Below are 22475 nucleotides of genomic sequence, written 5' to 3'. Positions count from 1 at the left end.
TCACTTCGATGACGACTGCGGGCTGCCCGGTGTAGCCAGCACCCCCCTCCCAGGAGGGGGCTACCCCCCGAAAATCCGGGTGGTGGCGCCATGGTTGCCGCAGGACCCCAGCCCGTACGTTTCAACAGGTCAGAGCAGCTTTCCATGCCTCCCAGAGACCGGAGACGACATGCCCCAGGCCGTAGCCACGGTCGCGGACCACCCCCGCGACCGTGCCGGAAGCACGGAGAGCGCCGACGGAAGCACGGGCGTCGGGGTACGCGCGGCAGGCATCGGCGGCAGTGACTTCGCGCCGCTCCTGCGGGCCGTAAAGTCGCAAGGACTCCTGGAGCGGCGCACCGGATGGTACGCAGCCGTCATCGCCTCCAACCTCCTCGCCCTGGGCGGCGTGCTCACCGGCCTGGTACTCCTCGGCAACACCTGGTGGGCCCTGCTGCTCGCACTGCCGTTGGCGATCCTCTGGTCCCGTACCGCGTTCGTCGGCCACGACGCCGGACACGCCCAGATAACCGGCGACCGACGGGCGAGCCGGCTCATCGGTCTCGTCCACGCCAACCTGCTCCTCGGCATGAACGAGGCCTGGTGGAACGATAAACACGTACGCCACCACGCCAACCCCAACCACATCGACAAGGACCCGGACGTCGGCGTCGGCGCCCTCGTCTGGACGCAGAAGCAGGCAGCCCAGCGCGAAGGCTTCGCCCGCCGGCTCACCCGTAACCAGGCCCGGCTGTTCTTTCCGATGCTGCTCCTCGAAGGCATCGCCCTCAAGATCTCCGGCTTCCAGTACCTGCGGCAGCAGCCCGCCCGCGAGCGTGTCCTGTCGGCACTGCTCCTCGTCACCCACCTCGGCCTCTACGCGACGCTGCTGCTCACCGTCATGTCACCCGGCAAGGCCGTCGTCTTCGCGCTCGTGCATCACGCGCTGTTCGGACTCCACCTGGGAATGGCCTTCGCACCGAACCACAAAGGCATGAAGATGCCCGACCCCGACGGCGACCGGTGGGGGCATCTGCAACGACAGGTCCTCACCTCGCGCAACGTACGCGGCGCCGTCCTCACCGACTGGTTCCTCGGCGGGCTCAACTACCAGATCGAACACCATCTGTTCCCGAGCATGCCCCGCCCCCACCTCCGCCGGGCGCAGCCCTTGGTGCGAGCCCACTGCGAGTCGCTGGGCATGCCGTACGCGGAGACCGGCCTGGTCGAGTCCTACCGTCAGGCGCTGCAGCACATGCATGAAGTCGGCGAACCGCTGAGGCAACCTGCCGAGACGGCTCGCTGAGACAGTTCAGCGAGTGGCCCACTGGGGGCAGCCGACTCGGGCAACCGGCTCGGGCAACCGGCTCGGGCAACCCATCGGGACGGCCGCGGGTGCAAGCTGGAACCGACAGGCCCGCACAGGCGTTGTCACAGCAGAAGCGGCTTGCGCCGCGAAGAAGGAGTGGACGATGTCGAACACCGCAAAGATCGCCATCGGGGGAGTTGTCGCGGCAGTCGTCCTGATGCCGTTCATCGGATTCTGGCTCTCGCTGTTGGTGCTGATCGGAGTGCCTGCGGTGGCCTATCTGATGCTGGATCCCTCGCAGCGGCGCAGGCTCCGCAGGATCACCCGCAAGGAAATCGGCCGCTGAGAAGACGGGTGGCCGGGACGGGGGGGGGTATTCGTAGATGAGCGGGACAGTCACCAAGGTGAGCAGCAACGGCACCTACACCTTCACCAAGCCGAACAGGGACAGCGTGACCCTGCTGGCCGGACTCGGTGTGGAGGGGGACGTACATGCGGGGGTCACGGTCAAGCACCGTTCCCGTGTTGCGCAGGACCCCACCCAGCCGAATCTGCGCCAGGTCCATCTGATCCACGAGGAGCTGTTCGGGGAGCTGCGGGAGGCGGGCTTCGAGGTAGCTCCCGGGGATCTCGGGGAGAACGTCACCACGCGCGGCATCGATCTCCTCGGCCTCCCCGTCGGCACGCTGTTGCACCTCGGTGACGAAGCCGTCGTCGAGGTCACCGGCCTGCGCAACCCGTGCCTGCAGATCGACCATTTCCAGGACGGCCTGCTGAAGCAGGTCGTCGGCCGGGATGCAGCGGGCAACATCGTGCGCAAGGCCGGGATCATGGGCATCGTCGCGTCCGGTGGAACGGTCCGGCCGGGCGATCCGGTCAAGGTGGAGCTGCCCGCCGAGCCGCACCGGCCGCTGGACCGCGTGTAGCGGGGGAGCCGCACCGGTCGTCCCGTGCGGGCCCTCGTCACCGTCCCGCCGGCCTGAGTCTCATCGGCTCAGGCCGGCCGCACCGCGAGCGCGTCGAGCGCCTTCAACAAGCCGGGCAGCGCCGCCCCGCGTCCCACGGGCAGAACCTCGCCGGGTTCCTCGTCCAGCAGGACGAACGCGATGTCGTCGGTCCTCGCGACCAGGGACCAGCCGGGTCCGTCGGCGCGCAGGGTCCGGGCGTCGCCCGGTGCGAAAGAGGACCGGATGCGTCCGGGCGGCGGCGGGCTGTCCACGTACGCATGGGCCTCCGCGAGAGCGCGTCGCACACCGGGATGGGTTCCGGAGAGCGCGGTGGAGCCTGCCGAGGTCTCCTCTGCCGCGCCGGCGGCCGAGTCCGCGTCCACTGCGGCGCCGGCATCCGGCTCCCGGGCGTCGTCCGGATCGTCGGTGCCGCTCAGTTCGTCGGCGCCACCCCCGGTGTCCCCGCCATCCGTACCGTCCGCGGCATCCGGGCCGTTCGACCCCGCGAACGTCGTCTCGTCGTCGATCTGGTCGCGCCACGCCGCCCACTGCAACGCGATCTCGTCCGCGCCCAGCCGCCGCTGCGCAGGCCCCCACGTCTCGGTGTCGGGCGGGGTCAGCGGAGGCAGATCGGTGCCCTCGGCCTCGGGGTCCGGCGGCGGGTCATGGGGGGCGGGCACCCCTGGTGCGGCGACCGCCAGTGCGAGGGGCCAGCCAGGGAGCGCGCAGACCACTGAGCGGTCGTCGGGGGAGAGGTCGTACTCCATGCCGCAGTCCCACGAGGCGATGGCGACGGCGACCAGTGACACGTCGTCGACGACGACGGTCCACCGGGCACCGTCGCCGTCCTGGCCGAGGACGAGTCCATAGCCCTCGGCGTACGGCTCGAGGCCGAGCGCCCCGCAGGCCGCCGGGTAGTCGTCACCGAGCACGCTCGGGAACTGCGCGGGTGTGAGCAGCACCGCGGTCAGCACATACAGTGCATCTTCCTCGGCGACCGCGTCGTCCGTCCCGGCCACAGCACTCTCCTCGTCCCTCATGGTTTCCGTCGGCGCACCTTAACCAGTGGGTAACGCGGTCGTCGAGGCCCTGACAAGGGAAGACCCATCGTGCGTGGTCAAGTGGACGGTGGCGTTCACTCACCGGGAAGCCCGAGCAGGTCGCGGGCCACGGACTGCGGCGACTGACCGCGCTCGCGCGCCAGCGCGACGATGGCTCTGCAGGCCAGCTCATTGATCCCGAAGGAGAGTGCTCCGGGCGATACCCATCCGCTCACCTCGTCCATCCGGTCCTGGTCGTCCTCCGCGCACGCCGAGACGTAGGTGGCGGCCGCTTCGAACAGATTGTGCTGCTTGCGTCGGTGTTCCTCGCGCGGTGGCGCGGGCAGCCCGCCCTTGCGGCCGGGAGAGACCACCTTCCGGAGACTGCTGAACATGTCGATCATGGAGACCGCCTTCCCGGGGAGTCATGCACGGGAGCCGTGCACGCAAGCTGCCTTCGTACGTACTTACGGTCTTCCCCCTCGACATAGAGTTGGACCATCGACCGAGGAACGGGGACCGTGCGGTGAAGCGATACGACCGGCTGAAGGAGATCCAGCGTCTCGATCCGTAACGGGACTTCCTGGAGATCTACCGGCTCACGGCCACCTACGAGTTCCCCCTGGGACATCACTCGGGCCCTCGAACTGGCCCTCTATCGTACATATGCCGTCCCCAGCATCGGCCGACTCCTCGCCGAGACGGCAGAGCTGACGGGCCGTTCCCAGAAGCGGTACGACGACACCGCGCTCCTCCTCGACGCCGTCGTGGAGCACGGTTTCGACAGCGATTCGGGGCGCACGGCGATCCGCCGGATCAATCAGATGCATCGCAGCTACGACGACATGCGCTTCGTGCTGTGTACGTTCGTCGTCGTCCCGAAGCGCTGGATCGACACGTACGGCTGGCGGCGGCTCTCCGACCACGAGCTGCAGGCGTTCGCCGTCTACTACCGCACCCTGGGCGACCACATGGGTATCAAGGGCGTGCCTCGGACGTTCGAGGAGTTCGAGCGCACCCTCGACGCGTACGAGGACGAGCACTTCGGCTGGGACGAGGGCGCGCGCAAGGTCTCCGACGCCACGCTGGCGCTGATGGCCTCCTGGTATCCGGGCCCGCTCGCACCCGTCCTACGCAAGGCGAGCCTGGCGCTCCTCGACGATGCGCTGCTGCGGGCGTTCCGCTACGAAGGTCCAGGCCCCGTCGCCCGTGGTCTCACTCGCGGCGCGCTGCGGTTGCGGGCGCGGGCCGTGCGACTGCTGCTGCCCCGCTCCACCGCGCACTACGCGCGCCGGAACCCGGAGATCAAGGGATACCCGGACGGCTACGAGATCGCCGGGCTCGGTACGTTCCCGACCCCCGGCACGGGTGGCTGCCCGGTCCCGCGCAACCGGCGGTCCGGCGCTCCGGCCGAGTAGATCCGGAAGACCCGCGCCCGCTCGGCCCGCCCGCCGGTCAGTCCGCCCGCACGGCCAGCGCGAGGAATCGGGCATCCTCATCGGTGTACGAGTCCAGCCGCCAGCCCGAACGTGCGAGCGTCGGCCGGAGGTTGGGCTGGGCCCGCAGATCGTCGTCCGTGATCCGGCGGCCGTGGCGCGCCGCGAGTGCGGCCCGGCCGATCGGGTGGAACAGCGCCAGCTGCCCGCCGGGCCGGACGACGCGCGCCAGCTCGGCCAGGTCCGGCCCGGGATGTGACAGGTGGGAGATGAGCCCGGCACCGAACACTGCGTCGAGCGAGACGTTCCGCAGCGGCAGCCGGGCCACATCGGCGAGCAGCAGCCGACCGCTCCGGTCGCGTCCGGCCCGTACCGCCGCCTGGAGCATCGCCGGGGTGAGATCCGCACCCAGAACCGTGCCCTGTGGCCCGACGGCGTTGCGCAGTGCGGGCAGAGCGCGTCCCGTACCGCATCCCGCGTCGAGCACGGCGTCGCCGGGGCGCAGCCCGAGTGCTTCGACGGCGGCCGCATAGGCGGGAGCGTCGTCGGGGAATCGGGTGTCCCAGTCCGCGGCGCGGGCGGTGAAGAAGTCCTGGACATGTGTGTGGTGATCGGCCATACGGACATGATCGCGTAGCGGCCGCCGGAGCGAAATGGAACGAACCCACGGGAATCGGTGCGCATGTTCGAGCACTGTGCGATCGTTCGGGGACATCTCTCTGTCATATTCCGGCAGCTTTCGAAATGCGCCCCAGGCGTGCGCCCCCATCGCGACTAGCGTCCCCAATTCATGGGACACCTGGACCACGCCACCTTCGGCTGGCTGACACCTGCGCTGTCGTACGCGATGGCAGTGATTGGCTCGGCGCTCGGACTGAGCTGCACCGTGCGCGCACTCGACACGAGCGGCCGTTCGCGCCGCAACTGGCTGATCGCGGCCGCATCCGCCCTCGGCACCGGCATCTGGACGATGCACTTCGTCGCGATGCTCGGCTTCGGCGTGTCCGGAACCGACATCCGCTACAACGTGCCTCTGACCCTGCTCAGCCTGCTCGGCGCCATGGTGGTGGTCGGATGCGGGGTCTTCGCTGTCGGCTACAGCCGTGACCGCACCAGGGCGCTGCTCGTCGGAGGATTCGGCACCGGACTCGGCGTCGCCAGCATGCACTACCTGGGCATGGCGGCACTGCGGCTGCACGGCACGATCCACTACGACCCGTTGCGGGTCGCACTCTCCGTCGTCATCGCCGTCGTCGCCGCGACGGCGGCCCTGTGGGCGGCGCTGAACATCAAGTCACCGCGTGCCGTCGCCCTCGCCTCGCTCGTCATGGGCGCGGCGGTCAGCAGCATGCACTACACGGGCATGATGGCCGTCGGCGTCCGCGTGACCGCCTCCGACGTGGAACTCCCCGGGGCATCGACGATGCAGTTCATCTTCCCCCTGGCCGTCGGACTCGGCTCGTACCTCTTCCTGACGTCGGCGTTCGTCGCCCTCTCGCCGACGGCCCGCGAGCGTGCCGCGTACGTCTCCGCCGGGCGCAGTGCGGAGCCCGCCGAAGCGGACGCCCTGGCCCCGGCACGATCCGCGCAACGTGGACGCGATCCCCACACACGGCGTGACCCGCGCGGCCACGACCCCTCGTCCGCGGCCACGCCCTGACGCCTGTGCCCCTTTCACTCCTGCCCAGCTCCACACCCGGAACGAGGAGGCCATGCGCCCACCCCGCACGACCCCGGACCCCGGCACGACGGCCGCCGCACGGCCCAGCGCCCAGCCCTCGCCCGACTCCTCGCCCCCGCCCGCGGCGCGCGGACGACGCGCGCACGCGGGACCGCCGGCCGACGAGGGCGCCGAGCACGACGTGCGGCTGCTGCTGACGCAGGACACGTCCGGGCCACGTGGACGCTGGACACTGCGGCCGAGGACCGTACGCGCGAAGATCATCTCGCTTCTGATGGTGCCCGTCGTCTCGCTGCTCGCCCTGTGGGGTTTCGCCACGGTCAACACCGCCCAGGAGGTGGCACAGCTACGGCAGCTGCAGCGGGTCGACAAAGAGGTCCGGGCCCCGATATCGACCGCTGTCGCCGCACTCCAGGCCGAACGCAGAGCTGCACTGCTCCAGACCGTCGCCCCTAGCAGTGCCCGCGCCGCCGCCCTGGAACAGCAGGCCGGCCGCACCGACACCGCGCTCGCCGCCCTGCGACTCGACAAACAGCACACCATCGCCGACACGGGCAGCCTTCCGACTGGCGTCGCCGACCGGCTCGACCGGTTCCTCGACCGCACCCACGAACTGCGCACGGCGGGCGACCGGGACCGGGACGGGAAGCAGGAGCGCGACGAGAACGCGGTCTTCGAGCAGTACACCCGGGCCGTCACCGCGGGTTTCGCCGTCACCGGCGCCCTGACCGGAATCCAGGACGACGCGCTCGGATCCGATGCACGGGTCCTGCTCGAACTGGCCCGCGCCGACGAGATGCTGGCCCGCGAGGACGCCCTGCTCGCCACGGCCGGCCTCACCAAGAGCCTCGACGGTCACCGACTGGTGCAGTTCACCGGAGCGATGGAGACCCGCAGGAACCTCATCGAGACCGCGGGCGCCGATCTGCCGGCCGCCGAACGCCTCACCTGGCAGAAGTTCACGGCCCGGACCGCATACCGCTGGATCGAGGCGGCCGAGGATCAGGTGCTGGTGGCATCGCCCGGACAGGAAGCCGCACGGGCGGTGAACACCGCCGACTGGGAAACGGCCGCCGCGAGCGTACGGAGTGAGCTGCGCACCATCGACACCCGTGCCGCGGAACGTGCCGCGGACCGCACGGACCCGCTGACCCGCGGCCTGCTCAGTCCGTCCGGAGCGGCCGTGCTCTTCGGTTGCGTCGCCGTGGCCGCCTCGCTGGTCATCTCCGTACGCATCGGCCGCGCGCTCGTCGTGGAGCTCGTCAGTCTCCGTAACAGCGCACTGGAGATCGCCCGCCGCAAACTGCCCCGCGCCATGCAGCGACTCCGGGCCGGCGAGACCCTCGACATCCAGGCCGAAGCCCCACCCGGCCTGGCCACCCACGACGAGATCGGACAGGTCGGCGAGGCCCTCGGCACTGTGCACCGGGCCGCCCTCACCGCCGCCGTCGAACGAGCCGAACTGGCCGACGGCATCTCGGGCGTCTTCGTCAACCTCGCCCGCCGCAGCCAGGTGCTGGTCCACCGCCAGCTCAACCTCCTCGACAGCATGGAGCGCCGCGCCGACGACCCCGACGAACTGAGCAACCTGTTCCGCCTCGACCACCTCACCACCCGGATGCGGCGGCATGCGGAGAGCCTGATCATCCTGTCCGGCGCGGCCCCCGGGCGCGCATGGCGGATGCCCGTACCGCTGACCAACGTCGTACGCGCGGCCGTATCCGAGATCGAGGACTATGCCCGGGTGGAGGTACGGCAACTGCCCGACGCCGCGGTCAAGGGCACGGCGGTCGCCGACCTCACCCACCTCCTCGCCGAACTCGTGGAGAACGCCGCCCAGTTCTCACCGCCGCACACCAAGGTGCGGATCAGCGGCGAGCCTGTCGGCAACGGCTACGCCCTGGAGATCGAGGACCGCGGACTCGGCATGGGCAACGAACTCCTCGGCGAGGCCAACCGGCGCATCGAGCAGGCGGAGGCCCTCGACCTCTTCGACAGCGACCGGCTCGGCCTGTTCGTCGTCAGCAGGCTCTCGGTCCGGCACCACATCAAGGTCAAGCTGCGCACCTCCCCGTACGGCGGAACGACCGCGGTGGTCCTGCTGCCGACTGCACTGCTGCAGGGCGCGCTTCCGGCGGGCGAGGAAGCGGCCGCTCCGGAGAAGGCGACGGTCGAGCGCCGACACGACGGCGACGGTGACGGTGACCGTGTGCCGTTCGGACCCGGACCGGGCCCGCGTGCGGTGCGCCCCCAGGCCACGGCGTTCCCCGCCCCGGCCCCGGTGCACGCCCTCGAATCCAGGACGACTCCCACGGCCGGAGTCACCTCGCTGCGCCCGCGTGCCCGCAGAACGGACGAGGACGGGGCAGAGGGCAGGAGCGAGGTCAGGCCGACGCCCCGGAGCGAGAGCGGCAGCGCCGAAGACGACGGCACACTGCCCCGTCGCGTCCGGCAGGCCAGCCTCGTGCCGCAACTGCGCGAGGAGCCCCGCCCCGAACCGGTCCGACGCGAGGACGGGAGTGGCGCGGACACCCCGGTGGAGCGCACCCCGGAGCAGGCCAGGGACCGGATGACCGCCTACCGCAACGGCTGGGTACGTGGCGGCGGCACCGCCCCCGGCACGCCCGCACCCCGCCGGAACATCACCGAACCCCGCCCCCGCCCCGGCAGCGAAGGAGACCACGCATGATCGCGAACGAGAGGACCGAGGTGCACCGGCGCTCGGGCGAACTCGACTGGCTGCTGGACGATCTGGTGGCGCGGGTCGGCGAAGTCCGGCACGCCGTGGTGCTCTCCAACGACGGTCTGGCGGTGGGCGCCTCCAGCGCGCTCAGCCGCGAGGACGCCGAGCACCTGGCGGCGGTGGCCTCCGGTTTCCATAGCCTCGCGAAGGGCGCCGGACGGCACTTCCAGGCCGGGGACGTCCGCCAGACGATGGTCGAGATGGATGACGGCTTCCTGTTCGTGGCTGCTGCGGGGGACGGCTCCTGCCTTGCCGTACTGAGCACGGCCTTCGCCGATATCGGCCTGGTCGCCTATGAGATGGCCCGCCTCGTCAAACGGGTCGGCGAGCACCTGCGTACCCCGCCGCGGCTCACCGCACCCCCGTCCCCGGCCGGCTGAGAGGGCGGAGACAGCAGTGGACCTGACCAGCAAGGGTCAGGGAGGCTCCCAGCGCCTCCCTGACCCGCCCGAACTGCCGGGCAGCCAGTGGTACGACGCCGAAGCCGGGCCCCTGGTCCGCCCGTACGCCATGACGGGCGGACGGACCGAACCGGGCCCCAACGGGGCGCACTTCGATCTGATCGCACTCGTCGCCGTCGCCGACAGTGCACCGGACAGCTCCGAGGAGTGCCTGCTGGGCCCCGAACACCGCGCCCTGCTCGCCCTGTGCCGATCCGAGACCCAGTCCGTCGCGGAACTCGCCGCCGACGCCGACCTGCCCGTCGGTGTCGTCCGCGTACTCCTCGGGGATCTGCTCGAAGCTGGCTATGTGCGGGTCAGTCGACCCGTGCCGCCCGCACAACTGCCCGACGAGCGGATCCTTCGCGAGGTGATCAACGGACTGCGGGCGCTCTGAAACAGCTCCGGCCGGCGGCCCGAGAGACCTGGCATCGACGCCGGAGTCGGACGGGACACCGGCAGGGCCTTGCGCGTAACCCTGGCCCACTGTGCGGAATTTCCACTCCGCCCCGTGCCGGCACAGCTCCCCGGAAGCCCTCGCCCTCACCTTTCGTCCACACGTCCCAGTCCGGGGAGACCGTCACCACGGCCGGCCCGGGCGTGATACCGCGTGCCCGGCTCACTATGATTCATCCTCGCTAATGGCCTTTGCGTCACACTTTCAGGATCCGCATGGACTTGCCCCGCATGCGGGCCAAGTCCGGCAGTTTCTCCGATCCGGAGAGCGCGACGAGCACAACCGCGACAATCAAGAGGTGCCAGAGTTCAAGGCCGTTGCACAGCACGTCTGATCCGCCCTTCCTTCCGATGTTCCGGAGCCGGCGGATACGGACGCCTGCGGGCGGATCCGTTGATCCACTTGCACGGCGACACTTGTTGGATTGCGCAACTGTGCAACTTCGGGGCGGGGGCGTACGTCTTCCTCCGTGGAGGCGGAAAGCCGGACGGGCGAGGTGACCGATGACGGGCAGCCACAAGGTGGCGGCGGGCTTACAACGGGGCAGTCGGCTGCGGCGCACCACGACCATGGGGCTGTCGTTCCTCGTCCTGCTCGTCGCGGGCGTCGGCTGGGGCTACCTCAAGCTGACCGGCCAGATCGACACCTTCAGCGCGGACGGGATCTCCGGCGACCGGCCGCCCTCCTCGTCGAACGGGCAGAATGTCCTCGTCATCGGATCGGATTCACGCTCCGGCGCCAACAGCAAGCTGGGCGGCGGCAAAGGCACCGTGGGCCGCTCCGACACCGCGTTCCTGCTCCATGTGTACGGCGATCACAGGCACGCGGTCGCCGTGTCCATTCCGCGTGACTCCCTCGTCGACATCCCCGCGTGCAAGACGCCCGACGGCTCCTGGACCGCACCGCAGAACCATGTCATGTTCAACGGGGCGTTCTCGGTGGGGGACACCGCTGAGGGAAACCCGGCCTGCACCCAGAACACCGTGGAGCAGCTCACGGGCCTGCGCGTCGACCACACCATCGTGGTCGACTTCTCCGGTTTCGCCGCCCTGACGTCGGCCGTCGGCGGAGTCCCTGTCTGCCTCCCGCAGGACGTCTACGAGCGCGACCTCAGTCCGAACCGGCCCACGCGAGGCAACTTGGTATTCGCCAAGGGCCCGCAGACCGTCTCCGGGCAGCGCGCGCTCGACTACGTCCGGATCCGGCACGGCATCGGCGACGGCTCCGACATCGGACGGATCAAACGCCAGCAGGCATTCATCGGCTCCCTCATCAAGAAGGTCAAGTCCCGGGGCATGAACCCCACCACCCTGTTGCCGCTCGCCAACGCGGCCATCGACGCGATGACCGTCGACCCCGGCCTCGGATCAGCCGACCGGCTGCTGTCGTTCGCCATGTCGATGAAGAACATCGATCTCCACAACACCAAGTTCGTCACCGTCCCTTGGCGTTACGAGGGCGCGCGCGTCGCGATCGTCGAGCCCGACGCCGACGCGCTGTGGGCGGCGCTCAAGGCCGACCGGGCGATCGACGACCAGGGTGCCGGCGGCAAGGGCGAGAGCGGTCGTGGCGGCACGGGTTCGGGTGAGGCGTCACCGTCTCCCGCCGCTCCGGCCGCGGTCTCCGGTACAGGCATCAGCCTGGCCGTCTACAACGGCACCACCATCACCGGACTCGCCGCCCGCACTGCTGAAGTCCTGCGCGCCCACGGCTTCACCGTCACCGTCACGGCGACCGCGAGCACCCAGGACCACACGTCGACCGTCATCGAATACGGGCTGGGCCTCCGGGGCGAGGCGGAGACCACCGCGCGACTCTTCACCGGGGCGCGGACCACGGCCTCGGACACCCCGGGCATCCGAGTGATCCTGGGCAGCTCGTACGCACAGAATCCGTCGCCCGCCACGTCCACGACACCCGGTGCGGCTGCGTCCACCGCTGGCGGCGGAGTCCGGTCGGCCGACGAAGACCTGTGCTCCGACCTCTCCTACGGCTGACCGGCCCGGTCCCTTCGACCCTTGCGGAACTACGGGCGGTCACACCCCCGTACGGAGCTGCAGCGCAGGGTGCCGAGGCGCCGCGAAGCCGAACGACTCGTAGAGACCGGCGCCGTCCCCGGTCGCATTGAGATTGACGACCGTGACCGGGGTCTCCTCGCGGAACCAGGTGAGCAATGCGTCGAGGCACGCCCTGGCATACCCGCGGCGTCGACGGCGCGGATCGGTGCTGACATTGGAGACGTGCCCGTGCAGTCCGCTGGGATTGGCCGGGCTGGGCGCGTGCACATCGCACGCACCGACCGCACTCGCGACGACGCCGAGCTCGGGCTCGACGACCAGGAACGCGGCGAACTCGTCCGGCAACAGCAGGCGCTCGGAGAACCACAGCGCCGATGCCGCACGCCACGGCGTGTCGGCGTCACCAGTGCGCATTCCCATGTCCGACAGCATCAGCGCTCGCATCCGCACCAGAGCGGGCACATCGTCGAGGGTCGCGCGACGCACGCAGACATCGATGTGCTGCAGGCTCATGAGCATCTCCGGTTCTGTGGGCAGTGGTTACGGGACGCGCTATGCCCATACGCGTACAGCGCGAGCACCATGCCGAGCAACAGGAATTCGAGCGGCGGCAGCAGGACACCGAACGTTGCGTCCATGAGTACCGCGGAGGAGGCGCCCCTGCGCCGGAGAGCGGGAGTCACCGCCGCCGGTGCGGCCGGATCCTGCGGCTGCGCTGCTTTCAGACGCCGAGGTCACGGAGGTGTACGCGCTGCGCGGGCGCGTGTCCGCCCCGTGCTGCGAGCTGGCCGACCATCACGCGTACGACCGTCACCACGTCAGGATCGTCCACCAGATACACCTGACGGCGGCCCTCGCGCCGCGATCGCACGAGACCGGCCAATTTCAGTTTCGTCAGATGCTGGCTCACCGACGGCAGCGTGCCGCCCACCGGCTCCGCAAGGCCGGTCATGTCACTCTCACCCTGAGACAGCGCCCAGAGGATGTACAGCCGCGCCGGCGTCGCCAGCAGTCCGAAGGCTGCGGCCGCCTCCGCCAGCACCTCCGCGGACGGATCGTCGAAGCCGCCGCCGACACGTGTCGACACTCTTGCTCTCCTGTCCGCCCGGACCGTCTCCCCACGACCGAAGCGACCAGTGCAGGCGCCGGACGTGAGGACCCCGGGCCCGACCGCGCAACCGCGCCGGGTTCGGGTCTGGCCGGAACCAGGCTCCAATTCGGCTCAAACAGTGATCTCATACGAGCACCGAGTGGTCTCTGTCCGGCCACTCCGGTCAAAATCCGATCACGTTGCTCGGGGTGGGGCCACTGCTTGCCATGCTGTCACCCGTACCGCAGCCCACAGATACCGAACCGAGCCCGTCAAGATGGCTCCGATCCGGGCTTTTCCATCTTGAGGCTCACGGGTGAGAGAAGTGATCGATGCCTTCCGAGGACGCTGACAGAACGGGCGGAGAGACGGTCGAGGGAGCGGCTCAACCAGCCGCGGAGACCGACGCTCTCGCGCTGAAGATATTGGTCGCCGGAGGCTTCGGGGTCGGTAAGACGACTCTCGTCGGTGCGGTCAGTGAGATCCGGCCGCTGCGCACGGAGGAACTCCTCAGCGAGGCCGGACAGTCGGTCGACGACACCGACGGGGTGGATCAGAAGACCACCACGACCGTGGCCATGGATTTCGGGCGCATCACCATCCGGTCCGGCCTCTCGTTGTATCTCTTCGGCACACCGGGGCAGGACCGGTTCTGGTTCCTTTGGGACGAACTATCCCAAGGGGCCCTCGGCGCGGTTGTGCTCGCCGACACCAGGCGGCTCGAAGACTGTTTCCCGGCCGTCGACTACTTCGAGCATCGCAGGATCCCGTTCGTCGTGGCCGTCAACTGTTTCGCGGGAGCTCGCGCCTACGGCGAGCGCGAAGTGTCCCGCGCCCTCGATCTCGACCTGGGGACACCGGTCGTGCTATGCGACGCACGCGACCGCGACTCGGGCAAGGAAGTCCTCATCCGCATGGTCGAGTACGCCGGCCGGATGCACACGGCGCGGCTCCTCGACTCGGTGGGCTGACCCTTCCTGTGCGACGTTGCGGATGCAGGGGGGCGCTTGCTCGTACGTGAGCTGTGCGCAAGGCTTACGCGCAATGTGGGAACGGGGACACGTGCGGGGAACGCATGAGCGGGGAGGAGCGGGGAAATGGCGCTGGACAGGGGACTTGACTGGCTCCTTGACGATCTCACCGGCCGCGTCGAGCACATACGGCACGCCCTGGTGCTCTCGAACGACGGCCTGGTGACAGGAGCGAGTACGGGGCTGGTACGGGAGGACGCGGAGCATCTCGCCGCGGTCTCGTCGGGGCTGCACAGCCTCGCCCGTGGCTCCGGACGGCACTTCCAAGCAGGGAAGGCCAGGCAGACGATGGTGGAGTTCGACGAGGCACTCCTCTTCGTGACTGCCGCCGGAGACGGCAGCTGTCTGTGCGTGCTGACCGCGGCCGAGGCCGACGTCGGTCAGGTCGCGTACGAGATGACGCTGCTCGTGAACAAGGTCGGAGAACATCTCGGCGTCACCGCACGCCAGGGCGGCCATGGAGGAGTCAACCGGATCTGACCCTACGGAGCCCATCCGACCTGCACTTTTCGCCCGGCCGTGAGAGTTGTCCACAGGCCGGGCGAAGGTCTTCCTCTCGAGATACCCTGATCACAGAGAGTTACGGAACTCGCAGGACCTCACGGGGGAGGACGACCATGGCTGTTACGGAAGCAGCGCGTACAGAGGTGCCGTGCGCCGAGGCGGCCGCTGCCGCCGACGGGACGGTGGCTGCGGGACGAGCGGCGCAGGAACTGGGTCTGAAGCGCGGTGAATTCGAACTCGCGGTGCACCTGGGCATCGTGCGCACCACGGCGGAGCAGGTCGGCGGCAGGCCCAGGGCGGGGCGCGACGAGATCGACCGGCTCCGGTCGGAGGCCGGCTTCCCGGACGCGGTGCGCGAGCGGGTTCGTACGGTGGGCACGGCGGAAGGGGCACGCCTGCTCGGCATCAGTCCGGTCCGGTTCACCAGACTGGCCCGGGCTGGATGCATCACGCCGGTCACGTTCTATCTAAATCGGTATCGAGCGGTTGTCTGGCTCTATCTCGCCCAGGAAGTCATCGGGTTCGCGGCCCGGGCTCCTCAATTGCTGGCCGGGAACAGCCCGGTCTGGATGAGGGCGCGGCTGGACGCAGGTACCGACTGGCGGGCGCGCAACTGGCGCGCACAACGGATCGAGCGGCTGCTGAGCCGGACGGAGGATCCCTGGCGGCGCGCGGCGGTGCTCGCCGGGGCGCTGGATCCGGTGCAGCTCGCGGAGGTGGTCGACGATCCGTACGAGCGCGCCTACCTCGCCAAGGTCCGGCCCGAGCCGGTCTTCGGGCCGCCGGGATCCGTTGCCGCTCGGGAGGTCATGGCGCAGCTGATGCAAGCCGACGATCCGGACGAGATCCTCTGGCGGAGGATCAATCTGATCATGGAGCTGGACGGCGCACGGGCGTCGCGACAGGCTCCGCGTCCGGGAGACGACCATCGGCCCGTTCCCGTTCCCGTCTCCCTCTCGGATCCCGGTACTGAGCCCCTGCTCGATGCCGTACCCGGACTGCTCGCCCGACTCGGTCTGCGAAGGCGAGTCGCAGGGCGCAGGGCGGCTGGGAACGGGCTGCCGGCGAAGACCGTTGAATGAACCGGACACGACGGACACGATGGCTACGCAAGGAGAGAGGTGAGTCGTGGGGGAGAACAAGAGGCGGATGCTGGCCGGCGACTGGTACATCGCGGACGATCGCGAGCTGCGCGCGGACACCGAGCGGCGTATCGAACTCTGCGAGGCCTACAACACCGCGGCGCAGGCAACACCCGGCGAACGGCGGAAGATCCTGGAGGAGCTGCTCGGCGCGTTGGGCGCGGATGCCAATATTCGTGCGCCGTTCTACTGTGATTACGGCTCTCGTATCACCATCGGCCCGCGTACGTTCATCAACTTCGGAGCGGTCTTTCTCGATGCGGCGCCCATCGCGATCGGTGCCGATGTACAAATCGGCCCGAACGTGCAGCTTCTCACCCCCAGCCATGAGTTGGACACCGAGCGCCGCCGTGCGGGCTGGGAGAAGGCGGACCCCGTGACGATCGGGGACAACGTATGGCTCGGCGGCGGGGTGATCGTCTGTCCCGGCGTGACCATCGGGGCGAATACCGTCGTCGGTGCAGGATCCGTCGTGACCAAGGACCTGCCGTCGGGAGTGCTGGCGGTGGGCAGCCCCGCCCGAGTCATTCGTAGTCTCGACCCGGGAGAAGGGGAGCGAGCGTCTGTCGGGCGTGACGCATAACGATTCGCGAAGGGCGCTCCGCAGCGGCATTGTGTCCTCATGCTGATCAGGGAAGCCACCACCGAGGACTGGCCCGCCATCTGGCCGTTCTTCCACGAAATCGTTGCCGCCGGCGAGACGTTCACCTACCCGCTCGACTTGGGCGAGGACGACGCCCGCGACTGGTGGCTGCTGAAGGAGCCGAACCGTACGGTCGTCGCGGTCGATGACGACGGGACCGTCCTCGGTACGGCGAAGATGAACAACAACCACATGGGTAACGGCAAGCACATCGCCAGCGCCAGCTACATGGTCGACCCCGAGCACTCGGGTCAGGGAGTGGGCCGGGCGCTGTGCATGTACACGGTGGAGTGGGCCCGCTCAGCAGGGTTCCGGGCGATGCAGTTCAATGCCGTCGTGGAGACCAACCACTACGCGGTGCGGCTCTACCGCTCACTCGGGTTCGAGATCCTGGGGACGCTGCCCGAAGGGTTCAACCACCCGAAGCGCGGGTTCGTCGGACTGCACATCATGCATCGCGCGCTCTGACGCGTGAGGCCCGCTTTTCGGACTGTCGGCAGGGCTGCTGATCCCCTGGCTGCTCCCCGGGCTGCTCGCGGGTCGGCGGAACGGTCGTCCGGCGCCCTACGCTCACTTCGCTCCACAGCTCGACGGGCCGCGGCGCCAGGGGAGTGTCCGGCATGTACCAACCCGAGGTGATGTGGTGACAGTTGTGACCTCGCGTGGTGCATGGGTCGGTTGCGCGAACGGTTATGGGGGGCAGTACTGTGCGCTCCACCGCCATTCGGGCGATGAAACATGTGGAGGAAGAATTCCATGACCATACCCAGGAGATCGTGGCGTGCCGCGGGGACGTACGCGGCCGTTGCGGTTGCCGGCCTGACGGGCGCGGTCCTCTGCGCCGGACCGGCCGCAGCTCACACCCCCACCTGGGCCGTGACCTGTACTGATGTGAGCCTTGACCTGACCGCCTACAACGGTGGCGTCACCAACCAGGTGACCGTCTCCGTCGACGGCAAGGACCTCCTGCCCACCGAGACGTTCGGCAGGGAGTTCCACAAGAAGCTCGAGCTGCCTCAGCACGACAAGGAACTGACGGTCCACCTGGTCGTCAAGGCCGGTGACGGCGACCAGTTCTCGAAGGACGAGACCAAGACGGCGCCGGTGTGTGCGGACAACACCCCGAAGCCCACGCCGACGGAGTCCGAGTCGAAGCCGGCCGAGAAGCCGACCACGGCGGCGCCCACCCCGAGCGCCACCCCGAGCGAGAGCTCCCCGGAGACCGCGCCCGCCGCGGCTTCGCCGAGCCCCAGCTCCGACCTGGCCGAGACGGGTTCGTCGTCGGCCACCCCCATCATCGGTGGTGCGGCTGTTGCCGTGCTGCTGGCCGGTGGCGGCATCATGTGGTCCGTGCGCAAGCGTCGCACCGCACAGCACTGACATAGCTCAGTGGTCCGCTGGTCCGTAGCGCGGGACCGCGCCACGGACCTTGGGGCGAGGGGCGTGCCGCATCACGCCACGCGTGGCGGCGCGCCCCTCAACTCGGGCCTTCAGAAGGGTCCGCGGACTCCTCAGGGCCGGGCGGCTTCACGGGCGCACCGGGTTCCGCAGACCGGGTCGACTTCCGGAACCGGGCAGCGGAGGCGGATGGTGCCGACGGTCCGATCTCGCACCAGACGGCCTTTCCTTCGCCGCGCGACTCGATACCCCAGCGGATGGCGATGGCATCGAGGAGCAACAGGCCGCGTCCCGATGTCGCTGTTTCGCCGGGAGTTCGCCGCCTCGGCCAGGCACTGGAACGGTCCTGCACCGACAGCCGCACCCGCCGGACGGGTTTCGGAAGGACCTCCAGCGTGAGCACCGCTCCGCCGTCCGTGTGCAGCAGCACGTTCACCAGCAGCTCACCGGTGATCAGTTCGGCGTCGTCGGCGAATTCGGCCAGGTTCCAGTCGTCCAGGGCCTGGCGCACCATCGCCCTGGCTTCGGAGAGCCCCTCGGGATCCGCCTGATGGATGTACTGGTGCAATCGCGGCGCTCGCGGCGACCCCGGATCCGGACTGCGCCGCAGCACCAGCAGAGCGACATCGTCCCCCGCGCCCCAGCGCTCCCAGAGCCGGTCCGACAGATGGTCGGCCAGCGCCTGCGCGCGCGTGGGACCGGCGCGCACCTCGTGGACCAGCGCACGGACACCCGCATCGATGTCGGCTCCCGGCTCCTCCACGAGGCCATCGGTGTACAGGACGAGCGTTTCGCCGGGCACCAGGTCGAGACGGGTCTCCGGGAACTCCTCGTCCTCGAAGGCGGTGGAGATCCCCAGCGGCAGCCCGCCCCGTACCTGTGGAAGGCCGATCCGGCCGTCCGTATGCCGGATCAGCGGACCGAAGTGTCCGGCGCGGACCATGCGCACGGTCCCCGATGCGAGATCGACCTGCGCGTACGTACACGTGGCGAATCGATCCGTGTCCAGTTCGGCGAGGAACCGCGAGGCCCGAGCCAGCACCGTGGCCGGCGGGTGCCCCTCGGCGGCGTACGCGCGCAGGGCGATTCGCAGCTGGCCCATGATGGCGGCGGCGTGGGTGTCGTGGCCCTCCACGTCCCCCACCACGATGCCGAACCGGTTCTTGGGCAGCGGGATCACGTCGTACCAGTCGCCGCCGACCTGCCGCCCGCTCCACGCAGCGTGGTAGCGCACGGCGATTTCGCCGCCCTTGATCTCCTGGATCTGCCGGGGAAGCATCGCTGACTGCAGCCCCGTGGCGAATTCGCGCTCCTCGTCGAAGAGGGTCGCGCGCTGCAGCGACTGGGACACGATGGCCGCGAGCCCCAGACACAGATTGCGCTCGTCGGCGTTGAAGGCCGTGCGCTCGTGGTAGAAGAGCGCAAGCCCGCCCAGCGTACGCGCCTGTGCGATGAGTGGAAGATACGCTGCGGCGCGGAACCTCAGCTGGTCCGCGTACGGCTCCAGCGCCGGGTAGCGCCTGGTGAGTGCGCCTACCGAGGTCGCGAACCGTGGCCGGCCACTGAGGATGGTATCGGCCAGGGGGAAGCGAGGGTCGAGATTCCTGGCCGCGATCTCGGTTATCGCCTCCGGAGCTTCGCCGCTCAGCGCGATGACGTTGAGCACGGTGTTCTCCACCAGCGCGAGTGCGAGCCCGTCGGCGCCGAGCCTGGCGAGTCCGCCCGGGCCGGTGAGCGCGGCGGTCACGTCGTCCACGGTCACCGCGCGCGCCATTGCGCTTGTTGTGCGTTCAACGATGCTGGTCTGGCGCTGGCGGCGCTTCTCCAGGTCCAGCACGAAGGCCGAATGGGTGATCTCCGCCGTCGCATCCCGTACGACTCCGATGATCCGGTGCGCCCGTCCGTCGTCGCTGCGCAGGACCCGCGCCTGGATATGGGTCCACTGGTGCGTGCCGTCGTCGAGCGGGACCTGGAAGTGGATGCTGTACGAGTTGCGGCCGCCGTGGATGGCCTCGTCGGCCGCGAGTTCCAGCCGGGTCCGCTCCACCGGTTCGAGCCGCTCGAGCAGGGCCCCCGGGCGAGGGGTGAAGTTGTCCGGGTCCACCCCGAAGACCAGCAGGCCGGCCACGTCGATGTCCAGCGTCCGCGCGTCCAGGTCCCACTCGAAGCTGCCCGTGCGGTTCAGCGCAAGCCGCTCCGCCGTCCCCGTCTCGCCGTTGTGGCGCCGGTCGAGCTGCACGCGGGGGGAATCGTCGGAGTCTGGCTTCCGGTCATTGTCGGTCATTCCTGCTCCGGAGATCGTCCGGCGGGACTGGCGGGCAGTGCGGCCTGTGTGCGGTACTCGTATACGCCTCAATTGTCGAACCGGTCGCAGATGACTGCCACAGCGGACAACACCCCCGGCGCCTCGGACGCCCCTTACCGCCCTCTCCTCCCGGCCCTCGGCAGCCCCTGCTGCCCCACCCCACCGCCCACCACGCACAATGAACAGCAGAAGATCGTCCGTGACCGGCGGACGGTACGGCACAGGGGCTGACCGGAGCGCACTCATGAACAACGAAGACCCCGTCCTGCTGCACACCGAGGGCCGCATCCGGCACATCACGCTCAACCGGCCCCGGGCGATCAACGCGCTGACCCACACCATGGTGCTCCGCATCGACGAAGCCCTCGCCGCGGCGGAACGCGACGACTCGGTCGCTGCGGTACTGCTCAGTGGGGCAGGGGAGCGCGGTCTGTGCGCCGGGGGCGATATCCGCGCCATCTACGAGGACGCCCGAGCCGGCGGCAGCACATCGGTGGACTTCTGGCGCGACGAGTACCGGCTCAACGCCCGTATCGCCCGCTTCCCCAAGCCGTACGTCGCACTCATGGACGGCATCGTGATGGGCGGCGGCGTCGGGGTATCGGCCCACAGCAGCGTCCGTATCGTCACGGAACGCTCACGCGTCGCCATGCCGGAGACCGGTATCGGCTTTGTGCCCGACGTCGGGGGAACCCACCTCCTCGCCTCCGCACCCGGTGAGCTCGGCACCCACCTGGCGCTCACCGGGGACGCGGTCGGCGCGGGCGATGCGCTGCTGTGCGGCCTTGCCGACCACTTCGTCCCGTCCGAGCACCTGGCGGAGCTCACCCAGGAGCTCGCCGGGAGCGAAACGCCTGCCGAGGTCGTGGCGACTGTGCGGCGCTACGCCACGGCCCCGCCCGCCGGTGAACTGGCCGCGCACCGCGACTGGATCGACGCCTGCTACGCGGCGGACTCGGTCGAGGAGATCGTCGACCGGCTCCAGAACAGCGGCGTACCCGCCGCGAAGGAGACCGCCGAAACGATTCTCGCCAAGTCGCCCACCGCACTCAAGGTGACCCTCGCCTCGGTACGCGGCGCACGGCGCCTCGGCAGCCTGGAAGCGGTGCTCGACCAGGAGTTCCGCGTCTCCTGCGCCGCCTTCACCAGGCCCGATCTGGTGGAGGGCGTGCGCGCCCAGATCATCGACAAGGACCGCAACCCGCAGTGGAGCCCGGCCCGGCTCGCCCAGGTCGGCTCGGCGGACGTGGCGCGCTTCTTCGAGCCGTTGGGAGGTCGCGAACTCGGCCTTGCCCGCGATGCCTCGGCCACGGGCTGAAGCACGAGGCGGGGCGCGAGGGCACGGGCTCACGTCGTGAGGGCATCGGCTCGTGCCGTGAAGCCGCAGCCACGGTCGGCGCAGGAGGACCGCAGCCCGACATCGACAGACGAACCGCTCGCCGCGGCACTGTCTCCGCCGGCTTGGCAGCCTGCCCACCCGTCGTGCTGGTCAGTGACCGCTTCCGGACATGCTCGGCTGAAGGGACCTTACGAGATCGAAGAATCTGGCCTCGTTGCCGCAGAGCCCCGCACGCCGCAACGCGCCGTCGGCCTCGGCCATAGGGGAGGCGAGCAGCGACAGGTACAGCGGCGCCTGGTCCTGGTCCGCGAGAGCTGCCCGAGTCGCTTCCAGTAACCGGACGTAGGCCTGGGCCGCAGCGAGCTCGTCATTGTGCATTTCAGCATCTCCTGGTCAGAGGTGTCGGACCATCAAGCATCTCTCATGGGTCTGACAACGCGGTTCAGAACTACTCTGCGGGGACGTCCAGGGCCGTTCCGTAGAGACGGGAGACCCGAATGCGGATCACCACGCGCCGGTCTGCCACGACCTGTTCCAGGAACGCGGCCTCTTCCTCCTTGTCCTCGAACCCCGGTGTCATGGCGAGCAGTTCACGGCCGGTCGCGTCACCCGGAACGGTCGTCTCCTCCGAGACCTCCGCATCGCCCTCGGCGACGGCGAACGAGAAGACGTCCGGCCCCTGTACATGCAGGGCGGCCCGCGGTGCGTTTCGCAGCCGGCGCACCTTCAGGCGGTCCGCCGTGGCGGAGATGCGTACAACGCGCTCCACGGGATGCCAGTCGTACAGCACCGTGGACAGATGCGGGTGACCGCTGCGCCTGACGAAGGAGAGCACTCCGAACTGCTGATCGCGCAGAAGTCGTGACAGCTCGTCATCGGTGAGCACGCGGGGTGCGGGCCCGGCGCCCGGCTGCTGCTCGTCCTTCGCCTTATCTTCCGTGTTCGCGTTCATGAGGCGGCCTTTCGTCGGTAG

At 69.5% G+C, this 22475-nt stretch carries 24 protein-coding genes and 1 pseudogene; 16 read left to right on the top strand and 9 right to left on the bottom strand.

Annotation, left to right across the window (positions count from 1 at the left end; genetic code table 11):
* The first annotated feature begins 169 nt into the window (after positions 1-169).
* The 3 genes from ACIA8E_RS33770 (at position 170) to ACIA8E_RS33760 (ending at position 2214) form a co-directional block, all read left to right on the top strand.
* Positions 170-1285 (top strand): fatty acid desaturase family protein, encoded by a 1116-nt coding sequence (locus ACIA8E_RS33770; RefSeq protein ID WP_399303930.1) that lies wholly within the window; start codon positions 170-172, stop codon positions 1283-1285.
* 166 nt (positions 1286-1451) lie between these two features.
* Positions 1452-1634, top strand: a complete 183-nt coding sequence (locus ACIA8E_RS33765; RefSeq protein ID WP_030978605.1) for a hypothetical protein — start codon at positions 1452-1454, stop codon at positions 1632-1634.
* A gap of 37 nt (positions 1635-1671) precedes the next feature.
* A complete protein-coding gene (locus ACIA8E_RS33760; RefSeq protein ID WP_399303928.1) occupies positions 1672-2214 on the top strand; it encodes an MOSC domain-containing protein in 543 nt (180 codons plus the stop codon).
* A gap of 68 nt (positions 2215-2282) precedes the next feature.
* Here the strand turns inward: ACIA8E_RS33760 and ACIA8E_RS33755 are convergent, their stop codons facing one another.
* Positions 2283-3275 carry a hypothetical protein gene (locus tag ACIA8E_RS33755; RefSeq protein WP_399303926.1) on the bottom strand — a complete coding sequence of 331 codons (993 nt, stop codon included), beginning with the start codon at positions 3273-3275 and terminating at the stop codon, positions 2283-2285.
* A gap of 95 nt (positions 3276-3370) precedes the next feature.
* Positions 3371-3679 carry a hypothetical protein gene (locus ACIA8E_RS33750; protein WP_399303924.1) on the bottom strand — a complete coding sequence of 103 codons (309 nt, stop codon included), beginning with the start codon at positions 3677-3679 and terminating at the stop codon, positions 3371-3373.
* Positions 3680-3858: 179 nt separating this feature from the next.
* On the opposite strand from ACIA8E_RS33750, the pseudogene ACIA8E_RS33745 reads away from it, so the two are divergent.
* Positions 3859-4693, top strand: a pseudogene (locus tag ACIA8E_RS33745) (oxygenase MpaB family protein).
* Between the two features lie 37 nt (positions 4694-4730).
* Here the strand turns inward: ACIA8E_RS33745 and ACIA8E_RS33740 are convergent.
* On the bottom strand, positions 4731-5330 hold the full coding sequence (locus tag ACIA8E_RS33740) for a class I SAM-dependent methyltransferase (protein ID WP_399303922.1): 600 nt from the start codon (positions 5328-5330) through the stop codon (positions 4731-4733).
* A gap of 171 nt (positions 5331-5501) precedes the next feature.
* Here ACIA8E_RS33740 and ACIA8E_RS33735 point away from each other — a divergent pair, with 171 nt between their 5' ends.
* The 4 genes from ACIA8E_RS33735 to ACIA8E_RS33720 are packed head-to-tail and all read left to right on the top strand — an operon-like array spanning position 5502 to position 9972.
* Positions 5502-6371: an MHYT domain-containing protein gene (locus ACIA8E_RS33735; RefSeq protein ID WP_399303920.1), complete on the top strand. Its 870-nt coding sequence runs from the start codon at positions 5502-5504 to the stop codon at positions 6369-6371.
* A gap of 52 nt (positions 6372-6423) precedes the next feature.
* A complete protein-coding gene (locus ACIA8E_RS33730) occupies positions 6424-9081 on the top strand; it encodes a nitrate- and nitrite sensing domain-containing protein (RefSeq protein WP_399303918.1) in 2658 nt (885 codons plus the stop codon).
* Positions 9078-9515 carry a roadblock/LC7 domain-containing protein gene (locus ACIA8E_RS33725; protein ID WP_399303916.1) on the top strand — a complete coding sequence of 146 codons (438 nt, stop codon included), beginning with the start codon at positions 9078-9080 and terminating at the stop codon, positions 9513-9515. Before ACIA8E_RS33730 ends, ACIA8E_RS33725 begins: the two co-directional genes overlap by 4 nt.
* A 16-nt stretch (positions 9516-9531) precedes the next feature.
* Positions 9532-9972 carry a DUF742 domain-containing protein gene (locus ACIA8E_RS33720; RefSeq protein ID WP_399303914.1) on the top strand — a complete coding sequence of 147 codons (441 nt, stop codon included), beginning with the start codon at positions 9532-9534 and terminating at the stop codon, positions 9970-9972.
* Positions 9973-10228: 256 nt separating this feature from the next.
* Here the strand turns inward: ACIA8E_RS33720 and ACIA8E_RS33715 are convergent, their stop codons facing one another.
* Positions 10229-10603: a twin-arginine translocase TatA/TatE family subunit gene (locus tag ACIA8E_RS33715; RefSeq protein ID WP_399303912.1), complete on the bottom strand. Its 375-nt coding sequence runs from the start codon at positions 10601-10603 to the stop codon at positions 10229-10231.
* Between ACIA8E_RS33715 and ACIA8E_RS33710 the strand changes: the two genes are divergently transcribed.
* Entirely contained in the window at positions 10536-12029 is a 1494-nt protein-coding gene (locus ACIA8E_RS33710; RefSeq protein WP_399303910.1) for an LCP family protein, read from the top strand. The two genes, ACIA8E_RS33715 and ACIA8E_RS33710, sit on opposite strands and share 68 nt — an antisense overlap.
* A gap of 39 nt (positions 12030-12068) precedes the next feature.
* On the opposite strand, the gene ACIA8E_RS33705 is transcribed toward ACIA8E_RS33710, so the two are convergent.
* Both ACIA8E_RS33705 and ACIA8E_RS33700 read right to left on the bottom strand, forming a co-directional pair.
* A complete protein-coding gene (locus ACIA8E_RS33705) occupies positions 12069-12563 on the bottom strand; it encodes a GNAT family N-acetyltransferase (protein WP_399303908.1) in 495 nt (164 codons plus the stop codon).
* 208 nt (positions 12564-12771) lie between these two features.
* Positions 12772-13137 (bottom strand): ArsR/SmtB family transcription factor, encoded by a 366-nt coding sequence (locus ACIA8E_RS33700; RefSeq protein WP_399303906.1) that lies wholly within the window; start codon positions 13135-13137, stop codon positions 12772-12774.
* 335 nt (positions 13138-13472) lie between these two features.
* On the opposite strand from ACIA8E_RS33700, the gene ACIA8E_RS33695 reads away from it, so the two are divergent.
* The 6 genes from ACIA8E_RS33695 to ACIA8E_RS33670 all read left to right on the top strand — a co-directional run bounded on the left by ACIA8E_RS33695 (position 13473) and on the right by ACIA8E_RS33670 (position 17840).
* Positions 13473-14111, top strand: coding sequence for a GTP-binding protein (locus ACIA8E_RS33695; RefSeq protein ID WP_399303904.1), 639 nt, complete (start codon positions 13473-13475; stop codon positions 14109-14111).
* A 126-nt stretch (positions 14112-14237) separates the two neighbouring features.
* On the top strand, positions 14238-14651 hold the full coding sequence (locus ACIA8E_RS33690) for a roadblock/LC7 domain-containing protein (protein ID WP_399303902.1): 414 nt from the start codon (positions 14238-14240) through the stop codon (positions 14649-14651).
* A 137-nt stretch (positions 14652-14788) separates the two neighbouring features.
* Complete coding sequence (locus ACIA8E_RS33685; RefSeq protein ID WP_399303900.1) at positions 14789-15757, top strand: DUF6397 family protein; 969 nt, start codon at positions 14789-14791, stop codon at positions 15755-15757.
* A gap of 46 nt (positions 15758-15803) precedes the next feature.
* A complete protein-coding gene (locus tag ACIA8E_RS33680) occupies positions 15804-16400 on the top strand; it encodes a sugar O-acetyltransferase (RefSeq protein WP_399303898.1) in 597 nt (198 codons plus the stop codon).
* 39 nt (positions 16401-16439) lie between these two features.
* The gene (locus ACIA8E_RS33675) at positions 16440-16928 is read left to right on the top strand and encodes a GNAT family N-acetyltransferase (protein WP_399303896.1); all 489 of its coding nucleotides are present in this window, start codon (positions 16440-16442) and stop codon (positions 16926-16928) included.
* Positions 16929-17216: 288 nt separating this feature from the next.
* Positions 17217-17840 carry an LAETG motif-containing sortase-dependent surface protein gene (locus ACIA8E_RS33670; RefSeq protein WP_399303894.1) on the top strand — a complete coding sequence of 208 codons (624 nt, stop codon included), beginning with the start codon at positions 17217-17219 and terminating at the stop codon, positions 17838-17840.
* Between the two features lie 97 nt (positions 17841-17937).
* On the opposite strand, the gene ACIA8E_RS33665 is transcribed toward ACIA8E_RS33670, so the two are convergent.
* Positions 17938-20142: a SpoIIE family protein phosphatase gene (locus tag ACIA8E_RS33665; protein ID WP_399303892.1), complete on the bottom strand. Its 2205-nt coding sequence runs from the start codon at positions 20140-20142 to the stop codon at positions 17938-17940.
* 265 nt (positions 20143-20407) lie between these two features.
* On the opposite strand from ACIA8E_RS33665, the gene ACIA8E_RS33660 reads away from it, so the two are divergent.
* Positions 20408-21481: an enoyl-CoA hydratase/isomerase family protein gene (locus ACIA8E_RS33660; RefSeq protein WP_399303890.1), complete on the top strand. Its 1074-nt coding sequence runs from the start codon at positions 20408-20410 to the stop codon at positions 21479-21481.
* Positions 21482-21652: 171 nt separating this feature from the next.
* Here ACIA8E_RS33660 and ACIA8E_RS33655 read toward each other — a convergent pair whose 3' ends face one another.
* Positions 21653-21880, bottom strand: coding sequence for a hypothetical protein (locus tag ACIA8E_RS33655; RefSeq protein WP_371794495.1), 228 nt, complete (start codon positions 21878-21880; stop codon positions 21653-21655).
* Between the two features lie 70 nt (positions 21881-21950).
* Positions 21951-22454: a TIGR03618 family F420-dependent PPOX class oxidoreductase gene (locus ACIA8E_RS33650; RefSeq protein WP_399303887.1), complete on the bottom strand. Its 504-nt coding sequence runs from the start codon at positions 22452-22454 to the stop codon at positions 21951-21953.
* Between the last annotated feature and the right edge of the window lie 21 nt (positions 22455-22475).

Origin of the sequence: Streptomyces sp. NPDC051664, from assembly GCF_044453545.1 — a bacterium.
Taxonomy (GTDB): domain Bacteria; phylum Actinomycetota; class Actinomycetes; order Streptomycetales; family Streptomycetaceae; genus Streptomyces.
The sequence above is the reverse complement of the archived record's forward strand: the minus strand, read 5'-3'. Positions and strand labels throughout refer to the sequence as shown.